Annotated in this window: 20 protein-coding genes; 9 read left to right on the forward strand and 11 right to left on the reverse strand. The window is 75.0% G+C overall.

Annotated features, from left to right (window positions below):
* Positions 1 to 20: 20 nt before the first annotated feature.
* Both ACI79O_RS07780 and ACI79O_RS07785 read left to right on the forward strand, forming a co-directional pair.
* Positions 21 to 1,247 (forward strand): cation:proton antiporter domain-containing protein, encoded by a 1,227-nt coding sequence (locus tag ACI79O_RS07780; RefSeq protein WP_456913743.1) that lies wholly within the window; start codon positions 21 to 23, stop codon positions 1,245 to 1,247.
* 15 nt (positions 1,248 to 1,262) lie between these two features.
* Positions 1,263 to 1,778: a DUF421 domain-containing protein gene (locus ACI79O_RS07785; RefSeq protein WP_456890424.1), complete on the forward strand. Its 516-nt coding sequence runs from the start codon at positions 1,263 to 1,265 to the stop codon at positions 1,776 to 1,778.
* A gap of 25 nt (positions 1,779 to 1,803) precedes the next feature.
* On the opposite strand, the gene ACI79O_RS07790 is transcribed toward ACI79O_RS07785, so the two are convergent.
* Positions 1,804 to 3,156 carry a DUF2254 domain-containing protein gene (locus tag ACI79O_RS07790; protein ID WP_456890425.1) on the reverse strand — a complete coding sequence of 451 codons (1,353 nt, stop codon included), beginning with the start codon at positions 3,154 to 3,156 and terminating at the stop codon, positions 1,804 to 1,806.
* A 1,013-nt stretch (positions 3,157 to 4,169) separates the two neighbouring features.
* Here ACI79O_RS07790 and ACI79O_RS07795 point away from each other — a divergent pair.
* Positions 4,170 to 4,358, forward strand: a complete 189-nt coding sequence (locus ACI79O_RS07795; RefSeq protein ID WP_456913744.1) for a hypothetical protein — start codon at positions 4,170 to 4,172, stop codon at positions 4,356 to 4,358.
* Here the strand turns inward: ACI79O_RS07795 and ACI79O_RS07800 are convergent.
* Positions 4,353 to 4,922: a DUF421 domain-containing protein gene (locus ACI79O_RS07800; RefSeq protein WP_456913746.1), complete on the reverse strand. Its 570-nt coding sequence runs from the start codon at positions 4,920 to 4,922 to the stop codon at positions 4,353 to 4,355. The two genes, ACI79O_RS07795 and ACI79O_RS07800, sit on opposite strands and share 6 nt — an antisense overlap.
* A gap of 143 nt (positions 4,923 to 5,065) precedes the next feature.
* Here ACI79O_RS07800 and ACI79O_RS07805 point away from each other — a divergent pair, with 143 nt between their 5' ends.
* Genes ACI79O_RS07805 through ACI79O_RS07820 form a run of 4 tightly spaced genes read left to right on the forward strand, consistent with a single transcriptional unit; the run spans position 5,066 to position 6,738 of the window.
* The gene (locus tag ACI79O_RS07805; RefSeq protein WP_456913748.1) at positions 5,066 to 5,410 is read left to right on the forward strand and encodes a hypothetical protein; all 345 of its coding nucleotides are present in this window, start codon (positions 5,066 to 5,068) and stop codon (positions 5,408 to 5,410) included.
* On the forward strand, positions 5,386 to 5,697 hold the full coding sequence (locus ACI79O_RS07810) for a hypothetical protein (RefSeq protein ID WP_456913749.1): 312 nt from the start codon (positions 5,386 to 5,388) through the stop codon (positions 5,695 to 5,697). Before ACI79O_RS07805 ends, ACI79O_RS07810 begins: the two co-directional genes overlap by 25 nt.
* A gap of 24 nt (positions 5,698 to 5,721) precedes the next feature.
* Positions 5,722 to 6,198 (forward strand): nuclear transport factor 2 family protein, encoded by a 477-nt coding sequence (locus ACI79O_RS07815; protein ID WP_456890429.1) that lies wholly within the window; start codon positions 5,722 to 5,724, stop codon positions 6,196 to 6,198.
* Between the two features lie 30 nt (positions 6,199 to 6,228).
* The gene (locus ACI79O_RS07820) at positions 6,229 to 6,738 is read left to right on the forward strand and encodes a hypothetical protein (protein WP_456913751.1); all 510 of its coding nucleotides are present in this window, start codon (positions 6,229 to 6,231) and stop codon (positions 6,736 to 6,738) included.
* Between the two features lie 220 nt (positions 6,739 to 6,958).
* Here ACI79O_RS07820 and ACI79O_RS07825 read toward each other — a convergent pair whose 3' ends face one another.
* The 7 genes from ACI79O_RS07825 to ACI79O_RS07855 all read right to left on the reverse strand — a co-directional run bounded on the left by ACI79O_RS07825 (position 6,959) and on the right by ACI79O_RS07855 (position 14,474).
* A complete protein-coding gene (locus tag ACI79O_RS07825) occupies positions 6,959 to 7,525 on the reverse strand; it encodes a hypothetical protein (RefSeq protein ID WP_456890431.1) in 567 nt (188 codons plus the stop codon).
* A complete protein-coding gene (locus tag ACI79O_RS07830) occupies positions 7,522 to 8,487 on the reverse strand; it encodes a metallophosphoesterase family protein (RefSeq protein ID WP_456913752.1) in 966 nt (321 codons plus the stop codon). Before ACI79O_RS07830 ends, ACI79O_RS07825 begins: the two co-directional genes overlap by 4 nt.
* A 96-nt stretch (positions 8,488 to 8,583) precedes the next feature.
* Positions 8,584 to 8,994 carry a hypothetical protein gene (locus ACI79O_RS07835; protein ID WP_456890433.1) on the reverse strand — a complete coding sequence of 137 codons (411 nt, stop codon included), beginning with the start codon at positions 8,992 to 8,994 and terminating at the stop codon, positions 8,584 to 8,586.
* On the reverse strand, positions 8,991 to 9,536 hold the full coding sequence (locus tag ACI79O_RS07840; RefSeq protein WP_456890434.1) for a hypothetical protein: 546 nt from the start codon (positions 9,534 to 9,536) through the stop codon (positions 8,991 to 8,993). Before ACI79O_RS07840 ends, ACI79O_RS07835 begins: the two co-directional genes overlap by 4 nt.
* Positions 9,533 to 11,599, reverse strand: a complete 2,067-nt coding sequence (locus tag ACI79O_RS07845) for a PEP/pyruvate-binding domain-containing protein (RefSeq protein ID WP_456913754.1) — start codon at positions 11,597 to 11,599, stop codon at positions 9,533 to 9,535. Before ACI79O_RS07845 ends, ACI79O_RS07840 begins: the two co-directional genes overlap by 4 nt.
* Before the next feature lie 527 nt (positions 11,600 to 12,126).
* Entirely contained in the window at positions 12,127 to 13,533 is a 1,407-nt protein-coding gene (locus ACI79O_RS07850; protein WP_456913832.1) for a metallophosphoesterase, read from the reverse strand.
* Positions 13,533 to 14,474 (reverse strand): alpha/beta fold hydrolase, encoded by a 942-nt coding sequence (locus tag ACI79O_RS07855; protein ID WP_456913833.1) that lies wholly within the window; start codon positions 14,472 to 14,474, stop codon positions 13,533 to 13,535. Before ACI79O_RS07855 ends, ACI79O_RS07850 begins: the two co-directional genes overlap by 1 nt.
* Before the next feature lie 377 nt (positions 14,475 to 14,851).
* On the opposite strand from ACI79O_RS07855, the gene ACI79O_RS07860 reads away from it, so the two are divergent.
* Positions 14,852 to 15,472, forward strand: a complete 621-nt coding sequence (locus ACI79O_RS07860; protein WP_456890436.1) for a hypothetical protein — start codon at positions 14,852 to 14,854, stop codon at positions 15,470 to 15,472.
* 190 nt (positions 15,473 to 15,662) lie between these two features.
* On the opposite strand, the gene ACI79O_RS07865 is transcribed toward ACI79O_RS07860, so the two are convergent.
* Positions 15,663 to 16,841, reverse strand: a complete 1,179-nt coding sequence (locus ACI79O_RS07865; RefSeq protein WP_456913755.1) for an AI-2E family transporter — start codon at positions 16,839 to 16,841, stop codon at positions 15,663 to 15,665.
* A gap of 1,252 nt (positions 16,842 to 18,093) precedes the next feature.
* On the opposite strand from ACI79O_RS07865, the gene ACI79O_RS07870 reads away from it, so the two are divergent.
* On the forward strand, positions 18,094 to 18,342 hold the full coding sequence (locus ACI79O_RS07870) for a hypothetical protein (RefSeq protein WP_456890438.1): 249 nt from the start codon (positions 18,094 to 18,096) through the stop codon (positions 18,340 to 18,342).
* 220 nt (positions 18,343 to 18,562) lie between these two features.
* On the opposite strand, the gene ACI79O_RS07875 is transcribed toward ACI79O_RS07870, so the two are convergent.
* Complete coding sequence (locus ACI79O_RS07875) at positions 18,563 to 19,645, reverse strand: S1C family serine protease (protein WP_456890439.1); 1,083 nt, start codon at positions 19,643 to 19,645, stop codon at positions 18,563 to 18,565.
* Positions 19,646 to 20,372: the final 727 nt, after the last annotated feature.

Here is a 20,372-nt window from a genome sequence, read left to right on the forward strand (position 1 = left end):
CGACGGGAGGCGGCGGCTCCGTGACCACCGACGTCGTCCTGCTCGCCGCCGGCGCCCTCGGGCTGGCCGTCGCCGCCCTGTCGGGACGCCTGCGCCGGTGGCCGGTGTCCGAGCCCGTCCTGGCTCTGGTGCTGGGGGTCGTGCTCGGCCCGGCCGTGCTCGGGATCGTCGACGCCCCGCCGCTGACGGAGGACACGACCTGGCTGCACACGGCGACCCGGCTGCTCCTGGCCATCTCGGTGATGGCGGTGGCCCTGCGCTACCCCGTGCGGAACGCGCGGGCGAACCTGCGTCCCGTGCTCCTGCTCCTGGCCGTCGCCATGCCGGTGATGGCGGTCGTGACCGCGGGGCTGGCGGCGGCCGTGCTGGGCGTGGGGCTGGGCACCGCGGCGCTGATCGGTGCCGCCCTGTGCCCGACCGACCCCGTCCTGGCCTCCAGCGTCGTCACCGGCGGTCCGGCCGAGCAGGACCTCCCGGCCCGCGATCGGCAGGTGCTGTCCCTGGAGTCCGGCGCCAACGACGGGCTCGCGCTGCCCGTGGTCCTGATCGCCGTCGCCGTCGCCGGTGCCGGAGGTGTCGGGGCGGCGCTCGCCGAGTCGCTGTGGCAGGTCGCCGGCGCGGTCGTCCTCGGGGTCCTCCTCGGCTGGCTCGGTGCCCGGGCCCTGCGGGCGGGGGAGGAACACGGCTCCACCGACGCCGGTCCCCGGTTGCTGTTCACAGCAGTCCTCGCCTACGCCGTCCTGGGCGCGGCCGGTCTGCTCCACGTCGACGGGATCCTCGCGGTGTTCGTCGCCGGGCTCGCCTTCAACGCCGTGGCCACCGGCCCGGACCGGACCGACGACGTCCCCATCGACGAGGCGGTCAACCGGTTCCTGGTGCTCCCGCTGTTCGTCGCCTTCGGCGTCGTCCTGCCGTGGTCCGCGTGGGCCGACCTGGGATGGCGCGGTCCGGTCCTCGTCCTGGGTGTCCTGCTGCTGCGGCGGCTGCCGGTCGTGTGGCTGCTGCGCCGCACGCTGGGGCTGAGGCGGGCGGACGCGGTGTTCCTTGGCTGGTTCGGCCCCATCGGGGTGTCGGCGCTGTTCTACTTGGCGCTGGAGGCCGAGCGGCTCGCCGTGGACCCGGTCGTGCTGGCCGTGGGTGGCCTCGTCGTGGCGTCGAGCACCGTCGTCCACGGGGTCACCTCCGCGCCCGGCCGGGTGCTGTACCGGCGCGCCCGGGCGGGCGGGGCCGACGGGCCCGGGCGCTGAGGGGAGGGCGCGCACGTGTGGTTCGACTCGTGGTCCGACCTGGGACGCATCGTGGCGGTCGGCACCAGCGCCTACCTGACGGTGGTGCTGGTGCTGCGCCTGTCGGGGAAGCGGACCCTCGCCAAGCTCAACGCCTTCGACCTGGTCGTCACCGTGGCCCTGGGCTCGACCCTCGCCACCATCCTCCTCAGCAGCGACGTCTCATGGGCCGAGGGAGCCATCGCCCTGGTGCTGCTGGCGCTGCTGCAGACGGTCGTCGCGTGGACGACGGTGCGCCGTCCTCGGTGGCGAGGGCTGGTGACGGCCCGACCCACCCTGCTCCTCCGGTCCGGCTGCGTTCTCCCAGCGGCGTTGCGGGAGACGCGGATGACCGAGGACGAGGTCCGGCAGGCGGTTCGTGCCTCGGGCGCGGGTGACCTGTCGTCGATCGCGGCGGTGGTCCTGGAGAGCGACGGGTCGCTGAGCGTCGTCCCGGTCGCCCAGCTCGGGGACGGGTCGAGCCTGCGCGGCGTCCGCGGCGCCGGCGAGTGAGACCACGGCCGGCCGCAGCGCAGCGTCACGGGCGTGGCGCCCAGCGGCCGCCCAGCGCGTCGGTGAACTCCTCCCGCCAGCGTGCGGTTTCGGCCTCGTCCACGTCGGTCGACTCGGCGGCGAGCCGGACGACGCGGTCGTGGTATCGCCGCAGGTCGCGGTCGAGGGCATCCCGCGGTGCCCGCCAGGCCAGCTCTCGCAGCAGTCCGGCGATGCGGCGCAGCACCGCGGGCTGCCCCTCGGCGAAGTGCAGTGGTTCTTCCAGGCCCAGCCGCACCAGTGCGTGCACGTCCCACTGCGGCAGGAGCACGCGGACCACACCGGCCTCGTCCCGGAACGCCCTCGTCCCGGGCGGGTGGGTCACGAGGTGACCGAGGAGAGCGGAGACGTGGGACAGGGCGTGCACCGCGGTCGTGGGGTCGTTCGTGCCCGGGGAGAGTGCGCGGACGGCGATGTCGACGACCTTGCGGAGGCTGTAGGCGACGTCCCGTTCGGGACGTCGTTCGAAGCCCAGGGACACGCTGCGATGTAGCGCGCGTTCCACGCCTTCGAGCCCTGCGGTGCCTGCCACCGCCGGAGGTCTGACGTGGGCCAGCGGCGTACCGGCGACGACCGAGTCGCCGATCCGCGGCTCCAGGACGACGGTGGCGCCGGCGGCGGCCGCCGCGGCCGCGATCCGCGCGCCGTCGACGTCCGTGAGGAAGCCACTCCGGTCGGCGTCGACGACGACGGCCGGGCCGGACGGCGGCGCGCCGACGGGGCGGTCCTCGTCACGGGGCAGCTCCCGGGCGTAGGTGTGCTGCGCCTCGTCGGAGACGTCACGGAGCATCGTCTCGACCCGCAGGGACCGTGCGAGGTGGCCGAGGAACAGCACCAGGCCCACCACGCTGGCCAGGGTGAGGGCGAACCCGACGGTCACCGAGAGCCGCGGCACGAACGCCGGTCCGGCGGACTCCTCGGTGCGCACCGTGCGCAGCACCGTCAGGGCGTAGACGAACGTCCCGACCAGCAGGGCCAAGGTCGTCTGCACCACCCGGTCGGTGACGAAGGTCTGCAGGAACCGCGGCGAGTGCTGGCTGCTGGCCAGCTGCAGCGCCACCACGGTGAACGAGAACGTCAGCCCGGTCACCGAGATCAGCGAACCGGCGATGGCGGCCAGGACGTCCCGGGCCGCAGACGGCCCGCCGCCGAACGCCAGCGTCAGCGGATGCCGGCCCCCGGGCTCCTCGAGGACCTCGTCCAGCGCGGGCAGACCGATCCCGAGCACCACCGCCACCACGATCGCCAGCACCGGCAGCGGCCACAGCGACCCGCGTACCCGGGACAGGAGCCAGGCCCCGGCGCGGCTGAGCAGTCGCCGGCCGCGGGGAGGTCGCACACCTGGTGCATACCTCCGCACGACGCCCGCCCCTCCGCCGGCTCGCAACGTCATGAGTTCGTCACGTGCGCGGACCGCTCGGGGGGCGGGTCCGTGGGCAGCCCGTCCCCAGTCGCGCGGAGAGGGGACGACGAGTGACGGAACAGCCGGCCGGGCGCGCACCGGGACCCGGGTCCGACGCACCGGACGGGACCGTGCGGTGATGCACGCGGCCGCCATCGTGGGGGGCGCGGTGCTGGTCCTCATCGTCCTCCTGGACGTCCTGTCGACCACGCTCACGCTCGGACGGGGTGCCGGCCCGGTGACCCGGCGTCTCTTGAGGTGGCTGTGGCGGAGCGTGCTGCAGCTGCGGCCGACGACGAGCCGGTCGAGACTCCTGGCGAACGCCGGCCCGGCGCTGCTGGTGCTGACCGTCGGGATCTGGGTCCTGCTGACGTGGGTGGGCTGGTGGCTGGTCTTCCTCGGCAGCGGGTCGATCGAGAAGGCGGACAGCGGGTCACCTGCCGGTGGCTGGGACGTCGCCTACTACGCGGGGTTCGCCGTCTTCACCCTCGGCGTCGGGGACGTCGTGGCCGGCTCCCCTGGGTGGCGGGTCCTGACGAACGTGGCCAGCTTCGGCGGCCTCGCGCTGGTCACCTTGGCGATCACCTACCTGCTGTCGGTGATCTCGGCCGTGGTCACCCGGCGCGCACTCGCCACCCAGATCAGGGCGCTCGGCCCGACGGCGGCGGAGATGGTGCTCGCGGGGTGGACCGGACGGTCGTTCAGCCCGGCCTTCACCCAGTACCTGATCGGCCTCGCGGCTCCCCTCGCCACGGTGGTGCAGCAGCACTTCGCCTACCCGGTGCTGCACTTCTTCCGCAGCCGGTCACCCGAGGAGTCGGCCCCGGTGGCGATCGCCGTCCTCGACGACGCGCTGCTCCTGATGCTCGCTGCGGTCGCACCGGCAGCGGCTCCGGACCGCGCCGCTCTCGCCCCCGTGCGGCACGTCATCGACCAGTTACATCCGGACCGTGGGCGCCCTGTCGGCCACCGGCTCGGGAGGCGCGCCGCCGCCACCGTCCATGGCTCCTCTCCTCCGTGCCGGCATCCCCCTGCAGCCGCCGGCCGCCCTGCAGGAGCGACTGCGTGCCGATACCGAGCGCCGGGCCCGGCTGCAGCGGCTGGTGCACGAGGCCGCCTGGCCGTGGCCGTCGTCATGAGCGTGGTCCGGCGGCCTCGGAGGGCCGGGGCCCGGGGTCGAATCCGGCCGCGTCGGCCAGGCCGGCTCGCACCAGCGCGCCGTCCGGCTCGCCCGTCTCGCGGACGACGGTCAGCTCGCCCTTGGTCTCGTACAGCACGTAGCGCAGCTCGCCGAGCTCGTGGATGCCGAGCTCACGGAGCTTGGCCAGCACGTCGTTCTCGGTGAGCCCACAGGCGCGCAACTGGCTCCGCCGCAGCCGCCCGTGGTCGACGAGCACGCGCACGCGGTGGTCGACCGCCTTGGCGATCCACCGGTTGCCGCGCGCGAGGGTGACCGCGGCGTGCGCGGCCAGCAGCGTCCCCAGGGCCACCGCTCCGACGAGGAACGACTGTCCCTCGGCGACCGCCGTCCGCCCCATCACCGCGCCGATCGCGACCGCGGCGGCGAAGTCGATCGCCGTCCACTGGGACAGCGTGCGGCGGTGCGCGATGCGCAGGCCCACCACCGCCGTCAGGTACATCAGCAGGGCCTTCGCCGCGACACCGACCAACGTGTCGACCTGCCCCACCAGCCACGTGGGCATCGCGTCTCCTCGTGTCCGTCGCCCGGTGCGCCGCCGTCGCCGTACCCCGTGTCGGTTGTGTGACAGAGGGAGCGGCCGTCGTTATCCCGTCCGTGGCGCGGGCAGCCCGAGGACACCACACCACCGGGCCGAGGAGGCGTGCCGTGTCAGCAGGCCACGTGGTCGAACAGCAGTCGACCCCGGCGATCGTGCCGCCCAGGGAACGCAGCAACGAGGCCGGGCCGGGACAGCTGGCCACCGCCGAACAGCAGGGTGACGCCTACGGCGCAGCCCTGCAGAGCATGGCCGAGGAGGACGGCGCGGCCGTGACGCGCGCCGGCCACTACCTGGTCGCCCTGGTGACCGAGCAGGCCGAGGGCGTGTACGCCCCCGACGACTCCGGACGCCTGGTGTGGCGAGAGGCCCCGGAGGAGCCAACGCGCACCTCGAGGTCGCCGTCGCCGACGGAGCGGATGGCCGCTTCGTGCCCGGACTCGACGTGCGGGTGACGGTGCTGAACGGACAGCGACGGCTGTTCACCCAGCCGGCCGACTTCCTCTGGCACCCGTTCCTGTACCACTACGGGTTCAACGCGTGCCTTCCGGGAGAGGGGCCGTACACGGTCCTCGTGGAGATCGATCCGCCGACCTGGCTGCGCCACGACCCGGTCAACGGCAGGCGCTTCGCGACGCCCGTGGACGTCGTCTTCGACGGGGTGACCGTCCAGCCCGGACGCAAGCCCAGCCCGGATGCCCGGCCGAGAGGTCCGGAGACCCCGTACGCCGGTCGACCCTGACCCGCCGGACGGAGGAGGAGCACCGTGGAGCACGAGGGATCGGAGCACGAGGGATCGGCGTCTGCGCTGCGGGGTCGGAGCAGCCGGGACGTCCTCACCGCACACCTGGACCTGCGCAAGGCCGGGGACCTCGAGCGCGACCTGCGGGAGAACTACTCCCCACGCGTCGTCGTCCTCACCGCCCGACAGGTCTTCCGCGGCCACGAGGGCGTCCGGAGGTCGGCGCACCGGCTCTGGGCGGCCATCGGACACGGAGGGGCCTACGCGTACAGCCAGGTCCTGGCCGACGACCGGATGTGCCTGCTGGAGTGGCGCGGAGGTGACGACCACGTCGAGGTGCGGTGCGGTGTCGACTCCTACCTCATCGAGGACGGGTGGATCACCGCGCAGACGATCCACTACCGCGTCGACGACCTGGACCTGTCCACGTACGGCCCGCAGGTGTCCGCGGATCCGGACCGGCTGCCGTTCCTCACCGCCGCACGACCGCGACCCAGCTGACGCACGGCCGCCCAACTGCAGGAGGAGACCATGAGTGCGCACCCGTCCCACGGCCGTCTCGCACGGGCCCTGGCGACGGCCCTCGTCATGACCGGGACGGCGGCGTCGTCGGCGTGTGGGGAGAACCCGCGGCAGCCCGAGACAGGCAGTGATGCGCCGGACATCCGCGGGGCCGAGGACCTGGAGGACCCCTACGACGGTCCCTACACGCCGGACTTCCACGACGACGTCGAGGCGTACGTCGACCAGGAGGTCACCCTGGAGGCCTCGGTGGACCGCACGGTCTCGTCCGTCGCGTTCACCATCACCGGCCGCGACGGCGAGGACGTCGAGCCGCTGCTGGTGGTGGCCGACGACCCGCTGCCGGAGCTGCAGGCAGGCCAGGACGTCGTCGTCGCCGCGGTTCCGCACGACGAGTTCGACCTGTCGGTCGTGGAGGACGACCTGGATGCGTCGCTGCCGGGCGAACCCTACGAGGAGTGGGAGGGCGAGCCCTACCTGAGCGCGAGCACCGTCACGACCGACCCGGCCGCCGAGTAGTCGCCGGTCGGCACGGCCGCTCCAGGCCTGTTCGAGCTCACGGTGGCTCCCCTCGCTGGGATCCTCGCCGCGGGAGCACTCGGGGTGAGTCGGCGTCTGCAGGCCCGGTGCGCGGACGACACCGCCTCGGCGCGCGAACGGCTGCTGCAGCCGACCCCCTCGAACTCCCCCCGCCGGGCTCGGGAGGGCGGTCACCGGAAGACCGCGTGGTCCTCCGCGGTCAGCCGTGCCGACGGGCGCCCCGCGAGGCCGGACCGGTCAGGTCACCGCAGCCCGATGGGCGACGCTGCTGAGCGGTCGGCTCCTCCCGCCGGGATCCTCCGGCCGAGCCGCACCCGGACCGGCCGGAGGACCGCCCGTCGTCCAGCCAGCCGGAGAGCGCACGGTCGGTGCCGGCGGAGACCAGGACGGCCATCAGGAGCCCCGCCGCCCACAGCGCCGGGGCGACCCAGGGCTGTCCGGTCAGGTCGGGGGGCAGGCGCGCGGTGGCGTACAGCGCGAGGGCGGGCAGGCCGGCCGCGCCCACGCCGAGCACCCCGAGTGCGCACAGCGCCGCCGGCCATCGGCCGGTCGGCGGCGAGGTGGACGGCCGGCCACCGAGCAGCCGGCGCCGGGCCAGCACGGCCGCTGCCACACCGACCACGACGCTGACCGCGAGGAGGTCCTCGCTGCCGGCTGTCCCGGATCCGCCCCGCCCGCCGGCGGCCCGGACGGCGAGGGCCGGCACGAGGACCGCGCCCAGGACCAGGGCCGTGTATCCGGCGCTGGCGGCCCGGGCCAGGGTCACCGGCCCTCCCGGGCGCGCAGCTCGAACCGGTCGAGGACGTGACCGTCGGCTCGCACCGCCCGCCCGGTCAGCCGATCACCGGTGACGTCGACGTGCAGGTACTGCAGGGCGGAGGCGGCGGCCACGGTGGTGGCGCTGCGGCCGACGGGTGTGGTCTTGCAGCCGCCGCCGCTGACCACGTGTGTGATCCCGTGGACCGGGCGGCTGCGCTCGTAGTGGTGGTCGTGGCCGGTGAGCACCAGGTCGACAGCCCGGCGCGCGAGGATCGGCTCGAGGAACTCCTGCGCGCCCGAGGTGGGCCCGTGCGCACCGGCGGAGTACACCGGGTGGTGCATGCACACGACCTTCCACTGGTTGGTGGAGCCGGCCAGCGCGTCGTCCAGCCACTCCAGCTGGGCGGGGGCGTCGTCGCCGAACAGCCCGGGAGTGCTGGAGTCGAGGTAGAAGAAGTCGACCGGCCCGTGGCTGGTCGTGTAGTTGCGGGCCGGAGTGCCCAGCAGGCGCAGTTCCGCGTCGATCTCGGCCAGGCTGGCGTCGCTGTGGTGCACCGCGCCGTCGTGGTTGCCGATGGCCAGCTCGAAGCGGACACCTGCGTCGATGAGGGGGCGCATCGGCCGGGTGAAGACGTCGTCGAAGCGGTCCTCGACACGGCCGTAGTAGCACAGGTCACCCAGGTGCGTGACCAACCCGTAGGGGGCCTCCTGGTAGCCGCGGGCCATGCGCTCGGCGACCGCCATCGCCTGCCGGCCGCCGCTGCCGGTGTCGCCGACCGCGGCGAAGGTCAGCCGGTCGGCGGTCTCCGGCCACGCCCGCGCCGGCAGGGACGACCGGGGGACCGCGCCGGGCACGAGGTCCTCCCGGCCGAACACCGACCACAGCGAGGCGCTCAACGTGCCGCCGGCGAGCGTCCCGGCGGCTCCCAGACCGGCGGCGAGCAGCTGTCTGCGGCTGAGCTGGGGCACGGCCGGCGGGACCTCCGGAGAGTCGAGAGCGGTACCAAGGGCAACGGCCTGTCGCCGTCGGGGTGTTCCGGCTCCGGGGCGTGTGGTGTGCGCGGGTCAGCGGTCGCGCGGATCCGCACCGTCGGCCGGCGTCACCGTCTGCAGGTGCAGCACGTCGAGCAGGAGGTGCTGGACCCGGCTGTCGGACAGGCAACCGCGCAGCTCCCGCCGGTCGAACTCGTCCAGGCCGGGGCGCAGGCGGAAGCTGAACACGCCGGTGTCCACGGTGCGGAAGGACTCGGCCACCACGTCGGCGTTGACCAGCAGGCGGCAGGTGCTCACCAGGCCGCGGGTCATCTCCTCCCGGACCGTCGCCGGGTCCTCCTGGTGCACCCGCGCGGCGACCACCACGTCGGTGAACGACCCCTCCGGTGCCTCGACCTCCACGGTCATCAACTCCGCGCGCAGCAGCAGCACGCCGATGGCGGCCGCGACGGCAGGCGCCGACCAGGCCAGGATCCGCCTCACCGCGGCACCTCGGTCGCCGCCGGGCCGAGCAGCAGCCGCAGGGCCGGGTCACCGGTCGGCGCGGCCCCGGCGAGCGCTTCGGCTCGCGTGGGCACCAGCGGGCCCTGGGGAAAGCTGACCTGCTGCAGGGAGACGGCCAGGTCCTCCTCCACCCCGGCCCGCGCCGACGCGCCGGCCAGCCGCTCGAGCAGCCAGGCGAGGCCGGAGACGAGCACGCCACCACCGAGCAGGATCGGGATGAAGACGTGCGTGCGCTGCAGGTCTTCCGGACGCAGCCATCGGAAGGGCCGCGGCTCCACCGGTGCGGCACGCAGCCGCCGCAGCGGGTCCGGCGGATGCCCGCCGGCGGAGGCCGACAGGGCGCGCTCCACCCGGCCGATGCGGCGCAGCACCAGTGCGGCGGTGAAGCCGACGAGCGCGGCGAGGAACAGGACGCCGACGAGCAGGGCGCGGTGCCACTCCCACCGGTAGACGTAGACGAGCACGTAGCCGCCGGAGGCCACCAGCACGGCGGCGGCGAGGATCCAGCTCAGCTTCTTCACGGTGTCTCCTGCCGTTCGACCTCACCGGTGGCGCCGTCCACACGGATCACCGTGCCGGGTGGGAACCGCTCGAGAGCGCCGGCCACACCCACGACCGTGGGCACGCCGGACTCGCGGGCGAGGATCGCCAGGTGCGCCAGCACGCTCCCGGTCTCGGCCACCAGGCCGGCCAGCCGCGGCAGCACGGGGGCCAGACCGGGATCCAGCGTCCGCACGACGAGCACCACGCCCTCCGGGGGATCGGCGCCGTGGTGCACCGGCCCTCGTCCCGTGCCCCCACCGGCGCCGGTGGCTCCCGCGCCGCCGGACACCGGGACCGGTCGGCCGGTGTCGCTGAGCCGGAACCGCGCGGGCAGCGGGTCGCCGGGCATCGCCATCCGGGGGGAGAGGGCCGTCTCCGGGTCCTCGACGGCGGCGGTGAGCCGGGCCAGGCCCAGGCCGCGGACGTCGTCGGCGCGCGCCAGCCGCCCGGCGGCGGCGAGCCGTTCCCCGAGGGTCCAGGCGGTCCGCGCACCGGCCTCCTGCAACCAGCGCACCCGCAACCGCAGCGCCTCCCGCAGCACGCCGGGGTCGTCGGGATCACCGGGCGGCGTGGTCTCGGGGGCCTGCACGTCGTCCGGCAGGTCGGGGGAGGACCTCACCTGCGGGGCGGCCAGCGCGAGCACCACCGGGGAGGCGGCGAGGATCTCCGGATCGGCCAGCCCGGCCTGACGGGCGCGGGCGAGCACCCTCATCGCCGCGGCGGCCCCGGTGGTCCGTGGCGCGTCCGGGTCGACGAGCAACCCCATCAGCAGTTCATGGGCGTGCGCGGCCCTCAGCGCAGGCCGCAGTCGGTGCAGCAACGCCACCAGTTGACGGTCGTCGAGGTCCCGCAGCGTCGGGATGCCGGCCAGGGCGGCGTCGGCGGCCTCGACGACGTCTCGCGCCAGCGCCGGCAGCGCCGACCGCAGCCGGCCCACCCGCCACGACGCGTGCAGCCGCCGCAGCCGGGGCCGGGGGTCCAGCCACCCCCGGATGCCCGGTGTGCCGCTGCCGGGCTCGAGCAGGTCCAGGTCGACGGCCACCCAGCCGTCGACCACGGCCACGAGGGGCGACGCGGCCACGTCGGACTCGGCGGCGGTGCCGGTCAGGAGCAGGGCGTGGGCCAGGGCCTCACGCAGGGGTGACACCCACAGCGCGACCTCGAGCGGCTGCAGCGGCTGCGGGAAGGTCTCCGCGACCGGGCCGGGGCCGAGCACCGGTCCTCGTGGCCGGCCGCGGGGCTCGGCGGTGACCGGCCGGCTCTGCAACAGCCGCAGCCGGCCGTCGTCCCCGTAGGCCCACTCGATGTCCTGGGGGCCGTCGAAGACGGCCGTGGCTCGCGCTGCCAGCCCTGCCAGCTCCCGCAGCCGGCGGCGACGCAGCCGCGCGCCGCCGTCCCCGTGGGTGACCTCGACCTGCCGGCCGTGGCGATCGAGTGCGTACCGGCTCCCGTCGACCTCACCACCGACCAGCCGATCCGGCCCGCCCGTCACGGCCGCGACGACCAGCCGGTCCTCCCGTCCGGACACCGGGTCGATGCCGAAGAGCACTCCGCCGCACCGGGCCGACAGCAACGGTTGGACCAGCACGGCCAGCGGCTCCTGCCCGGTGAGCACGCCGGAGCCGTCCGCCGCCCGTTGTCGGGAGGAGATCACCAGTCCCACGGCGCGGCGGAAGCCGTCCAGCCCGCGGACTCCCAGGACCGATTCGAACCGACCGGCCATCGAGGACTCCCCGAGGTCCTCGACGGTGGAGCTGCTGCGCACCACGAGCGGCAGCGCGTCGTCGTGGGAGACCGCGCGCCAGGCGTCGAGCACCTCCTGCGGCCACGGCGCCCCGGCGGCGAGGCCCTCCACCGCCGCGGTGGTCACCACGATGCCGGGCAGCACCGGCAGACCGGCCCGGGCCGCCGCCGCCAGGGTCGCAGCCTTGGCCCCGGTCCACGCCGCGTCGACCGCGGCAGGATCGTCCAGGCGCAGGACCGGCGGGCGGTGGGCAGCACCGACGGTGCCGGATCGGTTCGCCGAGGTGTCGGGATCCACCCGGCCGAGGTTGCCGCGCGGTGCCCGCGGGAAGCGCGCCAGCGAGCCACCGGGCCGGTTCGATCCGAAACCGTCATCGGATCGCCATCCCGCCGTCCGGCTGGGCGGCTCCGAACGGGACGGGGAGGTGCTCGACACGGCGCCCTCCTCGACAGCGGCGTGACCGGCGGTGGCCCACGGGCGCCTCCCGGCGCCGGGTTCGCCACGGGACCGCGGCGCCGACGGGCGCCCCCGACGTCTCCGGCCACGGGCGGCGCCTCTGGCCCGGCTCCGAGGCGCACCTCCCACGGTCCCCGGGGCGGCGGGCTGTCGACCACCACCGGTGCCCGTCAGGGGATCGTCACACCGGACGCTCGCCCGGCGGGTGTGACGATCCCCTGACCCGGCCCCGCGACTCCGGCGGTGGAACGGCCCGACGCGCGTGCCGGTCAGGACCCTGCCGGGGGTGACACGGCCGATCCCGCCGCCAGGGCTGCCGGGGAGCGCGGTGCGATCGGCCTGGGTGGGCGCCACGGCCACCGCCGCCGTCAGGGCGCCCGGACGGTGAACGGCACCTCGACGACGCGGCCGTCCGGCGTCCGCGGCGTCATGTGTTCCAGGGCGCCGTCCCGGCCGACGCCGGAGACCGGCGTGAACACCAGTTCGTCCCCGTCGATCCGGCCGAGCAGGAGGTGCGCCTGCGCGGCCCACGCCACGGTGCCCGCCTCGGTGAACCCCGTCGGCCTCCCCTCCCGCACCTGGCCGCCCGCGCCCGACAGGACGAAGGCAGTGCCGTTCACCTCGGAGAGCTGGAAGTTGTGCTCGTGGCCGGCGAAGGCCACCCGGACGCCGGCCCGGCGGAACAGCGGTACGAGGTGGTCGATCATCGCCGCGGTGTTCGGATGGTGCGGGCCGGCGCAGTAGGCAGGGTGGTGGGAGAACGGGATGCGCCAGCGCGGCCCGCCGGCAGTCGCGGGGAAGGCCCCGTCCAGGAAGCGCCGGTGACGTGGGTGCTCGAAGAAGTGGGTGGTGGGCAGCTCCCGCGACAGCGAGGTGTCGATGCAGACGAACTCCACGTCGGCGCCGAAGGTCAGGCGGTAGAACATGCCCGGGTCCACCGAGGCTCGCGGCCCGGCGACTTCCGGGGTGAACCGGGCGTCGGTGTGGAAGTTGGCGCGGACCTGGGCGCGGTCGTCGCTGGACTCCTCGTCGGCGGTGTCGTGGTTGCCCACCGTCGGGTAGACCGGCACGCGGGCCAGCAGGTAGCGGTAGGGCTGGTAGAAGCTGCCGTACCAGGCGTCGTCGGTGCCGCCGCTGCCCTGCGCCCCCCGCCGACCGGGGGTGGCGTAGACGTTGTCCCCGGTGGTGAGGACGAGCCGGACGCCGGGGGAGTCGGCAACCCGGTCGAGCACCTCGGCCACTCGTCGTTGGCGGCGGCCGGCTTCGGTGTCGGCCACGATGCCGATGCCGAAGTCGCCCAGGACCGCGAAGTCCAGCGGCGCGGACCGGTCGGGGGCGGTGTGGGTGCGGAAGGTGAAGGAGTAGCAGCGTCCGCCCGGGCGCAGGTCCAGCCCGCCGCGTGGCACCGGGCCCCAGTCCCAGCGCTTCCCGTCGGCCCACGGCCGTCCGTCGACGACGATCCGGTACCGGTAGCGGGTGTCCGGGGCCAGGCCCTCGACCCAGACGTGGTTGCCCTCGGCGGTCACCGCCCGGGCGACGACGGTCCCGGCGTCGTCGAGCACCTCGACCACGGCGTCGCCGTAGGGCTCGGAGTCGGCGCCGATGCTCGCCGTACGGCCGGGGTCGACCTCGTCGAGGTGACCGTCGCCGAGGACCCGCCAGCGGCCGACCGCGTCGTCGCAGGCGAACCAGAACCCGCCCCAGGCGATCAGCGCCCGGTCCGGCCCGACGTCGACGAGGTGGACGAACGGCTCGAAGTGGGTCTGCAGCTCCATCACGCGGCGGTCCGGGTCACCCAGCGGGCGACGTGCTCGGCGACGACGTCCGGGTGCAGCAGCGGCAGCATGTGACCGGCACCGGGCACATCCACGACCTCGCCGTCGGGAAGCGCGGCCATCAGCTCGCGCAACTCGTCGGGCGGTACTTCCGGGTCCTTCTCGCCGTGCAGTACCAGCGTGGGGACGCGGAGCGCCGGGGCCAGCTCGGTGCCGTCGTGGCTGACGCTGGCCAGGGTCGTGCCGGCCAGCGCCGGCGGCCGGGTGGACAGGAAGCTGTCCCGCACCCGGTCGACGGCCCCCTGCGGGGCCCCACCGGCGAAGGCGGCGCGGCGCACCAGCCGATCGGAGACTGCCTGCACCGGGCGCAGCCTGCGGGCGACCAGCGCGCTCACCCGCAGCAGGCGGAACCATCCGCCCTGCAGCGCGGCCCGGGCGCGGGGCGGCAGCGGGCGGGCCGGCAGGCCGGGCACCGTGATACCCGACCCGCCCGAGCCGGCGAAGACCACCCCGGCCATGCGGGAGGTGCCGGCCAGGCGGGCCGCCGCCAGGATGATCCCCCCGCCCAGGCTGTGCCCCACCACCACCGCCCGGCGCCCCTCGGGCAGGCACGCGGTGAGGACGCCGAGGAGATCACGGGCGTGGGCCTCCAGACCGTAACCGCCGCAGCGGGCATCCCCGCTCTGCGCGTGCCCGCGCAGGTCGTAGCCGACGACGCGGTACCGGTCGGCCAGCAACTCGGGGACCTTCCCCCAGGACTCGGTTGACAGACCCAGCCCGTGGACGAGGACGACGACCGGCGCATCCTGCGGCCCGGCCACCTCGAGCGCCAGCCGGGTGCCGTCGAAGGACCGGACGTCGGTCGACGTCGTGCCCCCGACCGGACCGCCCGGTTCACCGACCCGACGGCCACCGGACTCCCGGGGCCCCCCACAGAACATCACCGGCGTTCCTCCCGCCTCGGCCGCGACACCCAGCGGGCCGCACCTCGAGCGGCCCTGGTCCTCCACGGTCACCGCGGCCGCGGTGCCCGGCCAGCCGGGCCCGGCTCCCGGGGGGCCTTCGTCACGGAACTGTCACGCTGCCGGTCGCCGGCCCCGCGATCGCACGCCGGTCGAGGCGGCCACCGGGCACCGCGGGGCGACCGGCGAGCTCCCGGTCGTCGTGTGACGGGTGCTCCGCTGTGTTGCGGACGGCTTGCGGATCGATGTCAGAAGACCCGCAGCCCGCGTCCGTCCGGGGGCGGCGGGCACGCAGCCCCCGTCCGAGACCCACAACGGGCTGCGTCGTGCGGCCCGTGATCGACAGAGGAGCAGCCATGAGCACGAGTGGACGCCTGGGCCCCATCCGCAGGCGGCGTGCCGGACGCGCCGCCGCCGCGCTGATCGCGGCCGCCATCGGCATCGGGGGGCTGGCCGCCTGCGGCGACTCGGCTGGCCCCGAGGCCGGAGGCGTCAGCACCGAGGACCTGCAGGACATCCAGGACGACCTCGGGGCCCTCGAGGAGCGGGTCGGCGTACTGGAGGACCAGCCGGTGGACGCTGCAGGCGACACCGACGCGCCGGTGGACCCGCTGGTCGAGGACGAGGCCGGCGTCTTCGAGGACCCGGAGCCGCTCATCGGGCAGGACGTGACCGTCAGCGCCGGAGTGTCCGAGGTGATCACCACCACGGACGTGGGCAGCGCGTTCCGCATCGGCAACGAGAGCGGCGAGCCGATCGCGGTCGTCTCGGCCAACCCGCCTGCGCAGTTGGACGTCGGCGACGTCGTCCGGGTCTCCGGCACGGTGGTGCGGGTGCAGCGCGACACCTTCGAGCAGGACTTCGGCATCACCGCCGACGAGGTCTTCGACGACCCCGACGTCTTCTTCGACACCTTCGACGGTGAGGTCGCCCTGGCCGCCGACCGCATCGAGGTCCTCCAGGAGCAGAGCGGCTGATCAGCCCCGTCCGCGGGCGCCCCCCCGGCCCGGACACCGGACTCCGGTCCTGTCCGTGGCCGCGGGGCGCCGGCGTGTGCGAGCCGGCGTCGCTCGTCTCCCGGGTCCGCACCGGTCGGCGGCGATGCCGGCGGTGTCGGTCCCGGGTGGAGGGTGTGACCGCAGGCCGGTTTCCGGGGAGGCGTGCCGCTCAGCCCCGGCTGCGGCCCCGCCCGTCGGGCGCGACAGAGGGGCCTCGTGGGCCCACGCCGTCCCCGGCGGGCGAGCCGGAGCTCCCGGCCCCGACACGGGGAGCGGATGCCGGGACCGGCCCTCCGGGCGACGGGGGCCGCAGACCAGAGCCCGTGGCGGGTGCGGACCCGTGCTGCCGCAGGTGGTCGGCGACCCGGTAGGTGACGGCCATGAGCGGCACGGCCAACAGGGCACCGGCGAGCCCCCACAGGAGCGTGCCGAGGGTGACGGTGACGAGGATTGCCGCTGGGTGCAGGCGCAGGGAGCGCCCGACGATGAGCGGGTGCAGCAGGTTCCCCTCGACCTGCTGCACCACCAGGACGATGACCAGGACGATCACCGCGTCGGTGACGCCGTTGGTGACCAGGGTGACGAGGACGGCGACCGCGCCGCTGACGGTGGCGCCGAAGAGGGGGACGAACGCGCCGAGGAAGGTCAGCAGGGTCAGCGACAGCCAGAGGGGCACGCCGAGGACGAGCAGTGCCGCGCCGATGCCGACGGCGTCGATGAGGGCCACCAGGACCACGCCCCGGACGTAGGAGGACAGGACGCTCCAGGCGCAGCGCCCGGCCCCGTCGACCTGTGCACGTCGCCGATGCGGCGTCCTCTCCAGCACCCATCCCCACATCCGAGGACCGTCCTTGAGGAGGAAGAACACGAGGAAGGCCACGAGGACCGCCGCTGCCAGGAGGTAGAGGGCCATCCGGGCTGCGGCCGTGGGCTCGGGTGCCAGCTCGTAGAGCCGGGTCACCAGCGTGTTGCGGATGCCGGCGGCCTGCTGCGGATCCAGGCCGAGCGGGCCCTCCACCAGCCACACCCGGATCCGGTCGATCCCGGCTGTCAACGGCCGGGTGAGGTCGCGCAGTCGGGCGGCCGCGCGGAACCCGACGAGGGCGCCCACGCCGGTGAGGACGGCGAGGAACAGCAGGAGTGAGACCAGTGCCGCGAGCCCTGGCGGTAGTGCCCGGCGCAGCCACCGTGCGGTCGGCTGCAACAGCGCGGTCAGGAGCAGCGCCACTGCGATGGACACGGTCACCAGCGGGACCAGGAGCAGGAACCAGAAGGCCAGCCAGCCGGTGGCGGCGAGGGCGAGCACCGCGCCGCTGCGGGCCAGGATCCCGAGCGTCCACGAGGGCACGGCCGTCCGTACTCGCGGGGGCGCTGTCGTGTCGGCGTCTGCTGCGGTGGCGCGTCCTGCCGTGTGGCGGGCGGTCCCCGGGTCCGGGTGTTCGGTGTCGCGCTGGGCACCGGGCGGGTCCGCGGGTGCGTGGGTCATCGCAGTCGCCCGGGTGCCTCGACCGGCCTGACGCCGCCAGAGCGGGGCAGTGGACAGATGGGAGCGGCGGCGCAGCTCATCGTCGTCTCCAGGTCGGTCGGGCACCTCCGACGGGCGGACGGGTGCGGGTCCGGTGCCGTCCGAGCCGACACGGGGCACCGGGGCGGCACCGGGCTGTGCCGGGGCCCGTGCCCGGCACGGGGCGGGTGACCACCGCCGGGTTCGCGGTCGACGGCGGATCGTCATCCCCGGCCGGGAGCTGTGACGCTCATGTGACAGCGGAGCCCGCGGTCTCTGGTCGCACCGTCCGTGGTCGGGCGCTGGTCACCGACCCGGGCGCCGTCCCGTCAGGTCGGCGCCGGACCAGCCGTGCAGCGGCCGGCCCGCCAGGTCGGCGGCCACCGCCAGGACCCGGTGCGTCGCCGGTGGCATCCTCACGTGCTCTCCGCTGGTGCCGGTGCGGGAGATGTGCGGGGCGGCGCCCCGGCGGCGCCGGTTGGACGTGGTCGACCGCGCGCCGCCGTCGATACTCCTCGGCGTGGTCGCTCGGCGAGGACCTCGGCCGAGAAGGCGCGGACAGGATCCAGCCGACCGGCTGGACCTCGAGAGGCTGCGTCACCGTCCCCACGCCATGTCCGGCTTCCGGTGCACCGACCGGTCAGCGGAGGGAGAGCTACGGACTCGTCACGCAGCCCCGGTCCGGATGGTGTTCGAGTGACCTGCCGCGCAGGGGTCGGACGCTCGTGCAGCGGCGGTCGGGATCCGGATGTGCCGCCGCCGGGGCGGTCTCGCCGGCCGTGCGCACATCGGCTCGGTCTCCGGCCCTCAGGCGGCCCGACCTGCACGGCCGGCCAGCGCTGGCAGGCGACCGCTCACCAGGCATCCCCGATGAGCATGCCCCGGGGGAGTGATCACCTTCTCGCCGCCCCGGCGATCCGCCCGCCTCCGCGATGTCGTGTTGCAGCGGCTTTGCGTCTTCATGTCAGGAGGTGGGCGGAGCTCAGTGACGGCACCGGGACGGGGGACCGAACGAGGCAGAGCGCGGTCGGCGGACCCGTGGTCCCAGCCTCGCCGCCGTCCTCCCCCTGGCCGCCACCACGAGACGGAGAGCGTCATGCTGTCGGAGCCTCGCCCCCGCCCCATCGCCTCGATCGACGCCGACCTGCACCGTTGTCACGCCGTCCGGCGGGACGCTGTGCTGGAACTGACCGAGGTCAGGCGCCGTCAGGCGGAGCTCGCCGAGCTCGAGGCCCGCCTCGTCATCACCGTCGAGGCCCGGCTGCAGCAGGCCGACCGGCTCCTCGACGAGCGGCTGCGCGCCCTCGCGGTGGCCGGTCCCCGGCAACTGGCCCGTGTCGACTGACTGGGCCCGCCTCGGACCGTGGCACGAGGCGAGGTGATCCGAATGCCGCTGGGTCCTTCTGCCCACGGGCCAGTAGGCGCAACGCCCCCGTTGGGTGGGTGCTGGCACCCGTGCGACTGATGGCGCGTCGACCCGTCAATGCTGGCTGCGGCGATGTGGAAGACGTGAGTGCGGGGCCGGTGCATCGAGCACCGGCCCCGCTGTCGAGGAGTCGAGTGGGTCAGGTCGCCGTGCTGCCGAGGGTCACCGCGACCTCCTCGGTCTCGCCGCCGCGCTGGACGGAGAGGGTGACCTCGCTGCCCGGGGCCCTGCCGCGCACCGCGGCGGTCAGCTCGGTGGAGGTGGTGACGGGGCGGTCCTCGATGGCGGTGATCACGTCCCCCGTCCGCAGCCCGGCCGCGGCACCGGCGCTGCCCGGCTGGACCTGCACCACCTGAGCGCCGGTGCCGATCGCCGGGTTGTCCTCCGCGGGCGCCGTCTGGACGTCGACTCCGAGCAGCGCCGTGCTGGCCGAGCCGGTGGCGATGATCTCCTCGGCGATGCGCTGGGCGGTGCTGCCCGGGATGGCGAAGCCCACGCCGATGTTGCCGCCGGAGACCTGTCCGCCCGGGCCGGTGGGCACGGTCGCGATGGCGGTGTTGATGCCGATCACCGCGCCGGCGGCGTCGACCAGAGCGCCACCGGAGTTGCCGGGGTTGATCGCGGCGTCGGTCTGCAGGGCGTCGATCACGGTCGCCTCGCTCCCGCCCTCCCCGGCGGTCACCGGCCGGTGGGTGGCGCTGATGATCCCGTTGGTGACCGTGTCGGACAGTCCCAGCGGTGCGCCGATGGCCACGGCGAGGTCGCCCACCTGCACCTCCGTGGAGTCGGCGAACGTGGCCGGGGTCAGGTCACTCGCTCCGGACAGCCGCAGGACGGCGAGGTCCATGGACGCCTCGGTGCCGACGACGGTGGCGTCGTACAGCGTCCCGTCCGCGGTGCGCACCTGGACGTCGGCGGAGCCGCTGCCGTCGAGGCTGACCACGTGGTTGTTGGTCAGCACGTAGCCGTCCTCGGTGAGGACGACGCCCGAGCCGCTGCCGGCACCCGCCGGCGTGGTGACGTAGACGGTGACCACGCTCGGTGTGGCCGTGGCGGCAGCCGCGCTCACCGCGCCGGCGGCCTGGGGGTCGATCGCCACGCTCTGCGCGCTGTTCGCGGCCGGTGGCGACCCGTTCGCACCATCCGCGAGGACGGCCACCCCGGCACCGGTGCCCGCGCCGATGAGCGCGCCGGCGAGCAGGCCGGCGATGCCGGCCCGCACGCGTCCGGCCGACCGGGCGGATGTGGGGTAGGGGGACGCTCCGGCCGGCGCCGCAACCCATGCCGCAGGCGGGGTGTTCGCCGCGGGGAGTCCGGGTGCGGGGTGCCAGAGCGGGTGGGGCGGAGTCCCCCAGCGGAGGTCGGATGCGGCCGGCCCCGGGTGGCCACCGGTGGCGTTCGGGGGTCGGTGGGAAGTCACTGCTCTCCAGTCCTCGATCGACGCGTCCTCGGCGTACGCGGCCGTCCGCCGCGACGACTCCACGGTGCGCCGGAGAACTGGTCCCTCACTGGACGGTCGCTGAGAGGTCGCTGAACGTCACTTCGACGCCCGCGGGTGGAGTCACCGTGCGGGAGGAGCCGCCACGTGGGACACCTCCGCCCGGGCGAGGGTCGGTCGTGCCAGGACCGTCTCGGTCGGCCGGGTGGCGGGCAGCGCGGGCGACCGGTCGTGTGAGGCGTCCCTGCCCGGCTGGGGAGGCCGATCGCAGACGCCCGGGCGACCGCTCGTCGAGGCAAGGACCGAGCGTCCCGTGTCGGCCGTTGTCATGAGATCGCAAGGTCGCAGGCCGGTGGAACGTCATCTCCGGCGAGGACCCTCGTAGGTGTCCGCCCGAGCGATCAGCCGCCGATGGAGGGGTGAGCGATGACCGCGGGCACGTCACGTCCGTCGAGCCAGGGTCGGGGCAGTTCTGTCACCCAGCGCCGACCTCGCGCCGGGGACCTGCTGC

The sequence above is a fragment of the Geodermatophilus sp. SYSU D00696 genome, assembly GCF_054050235.1.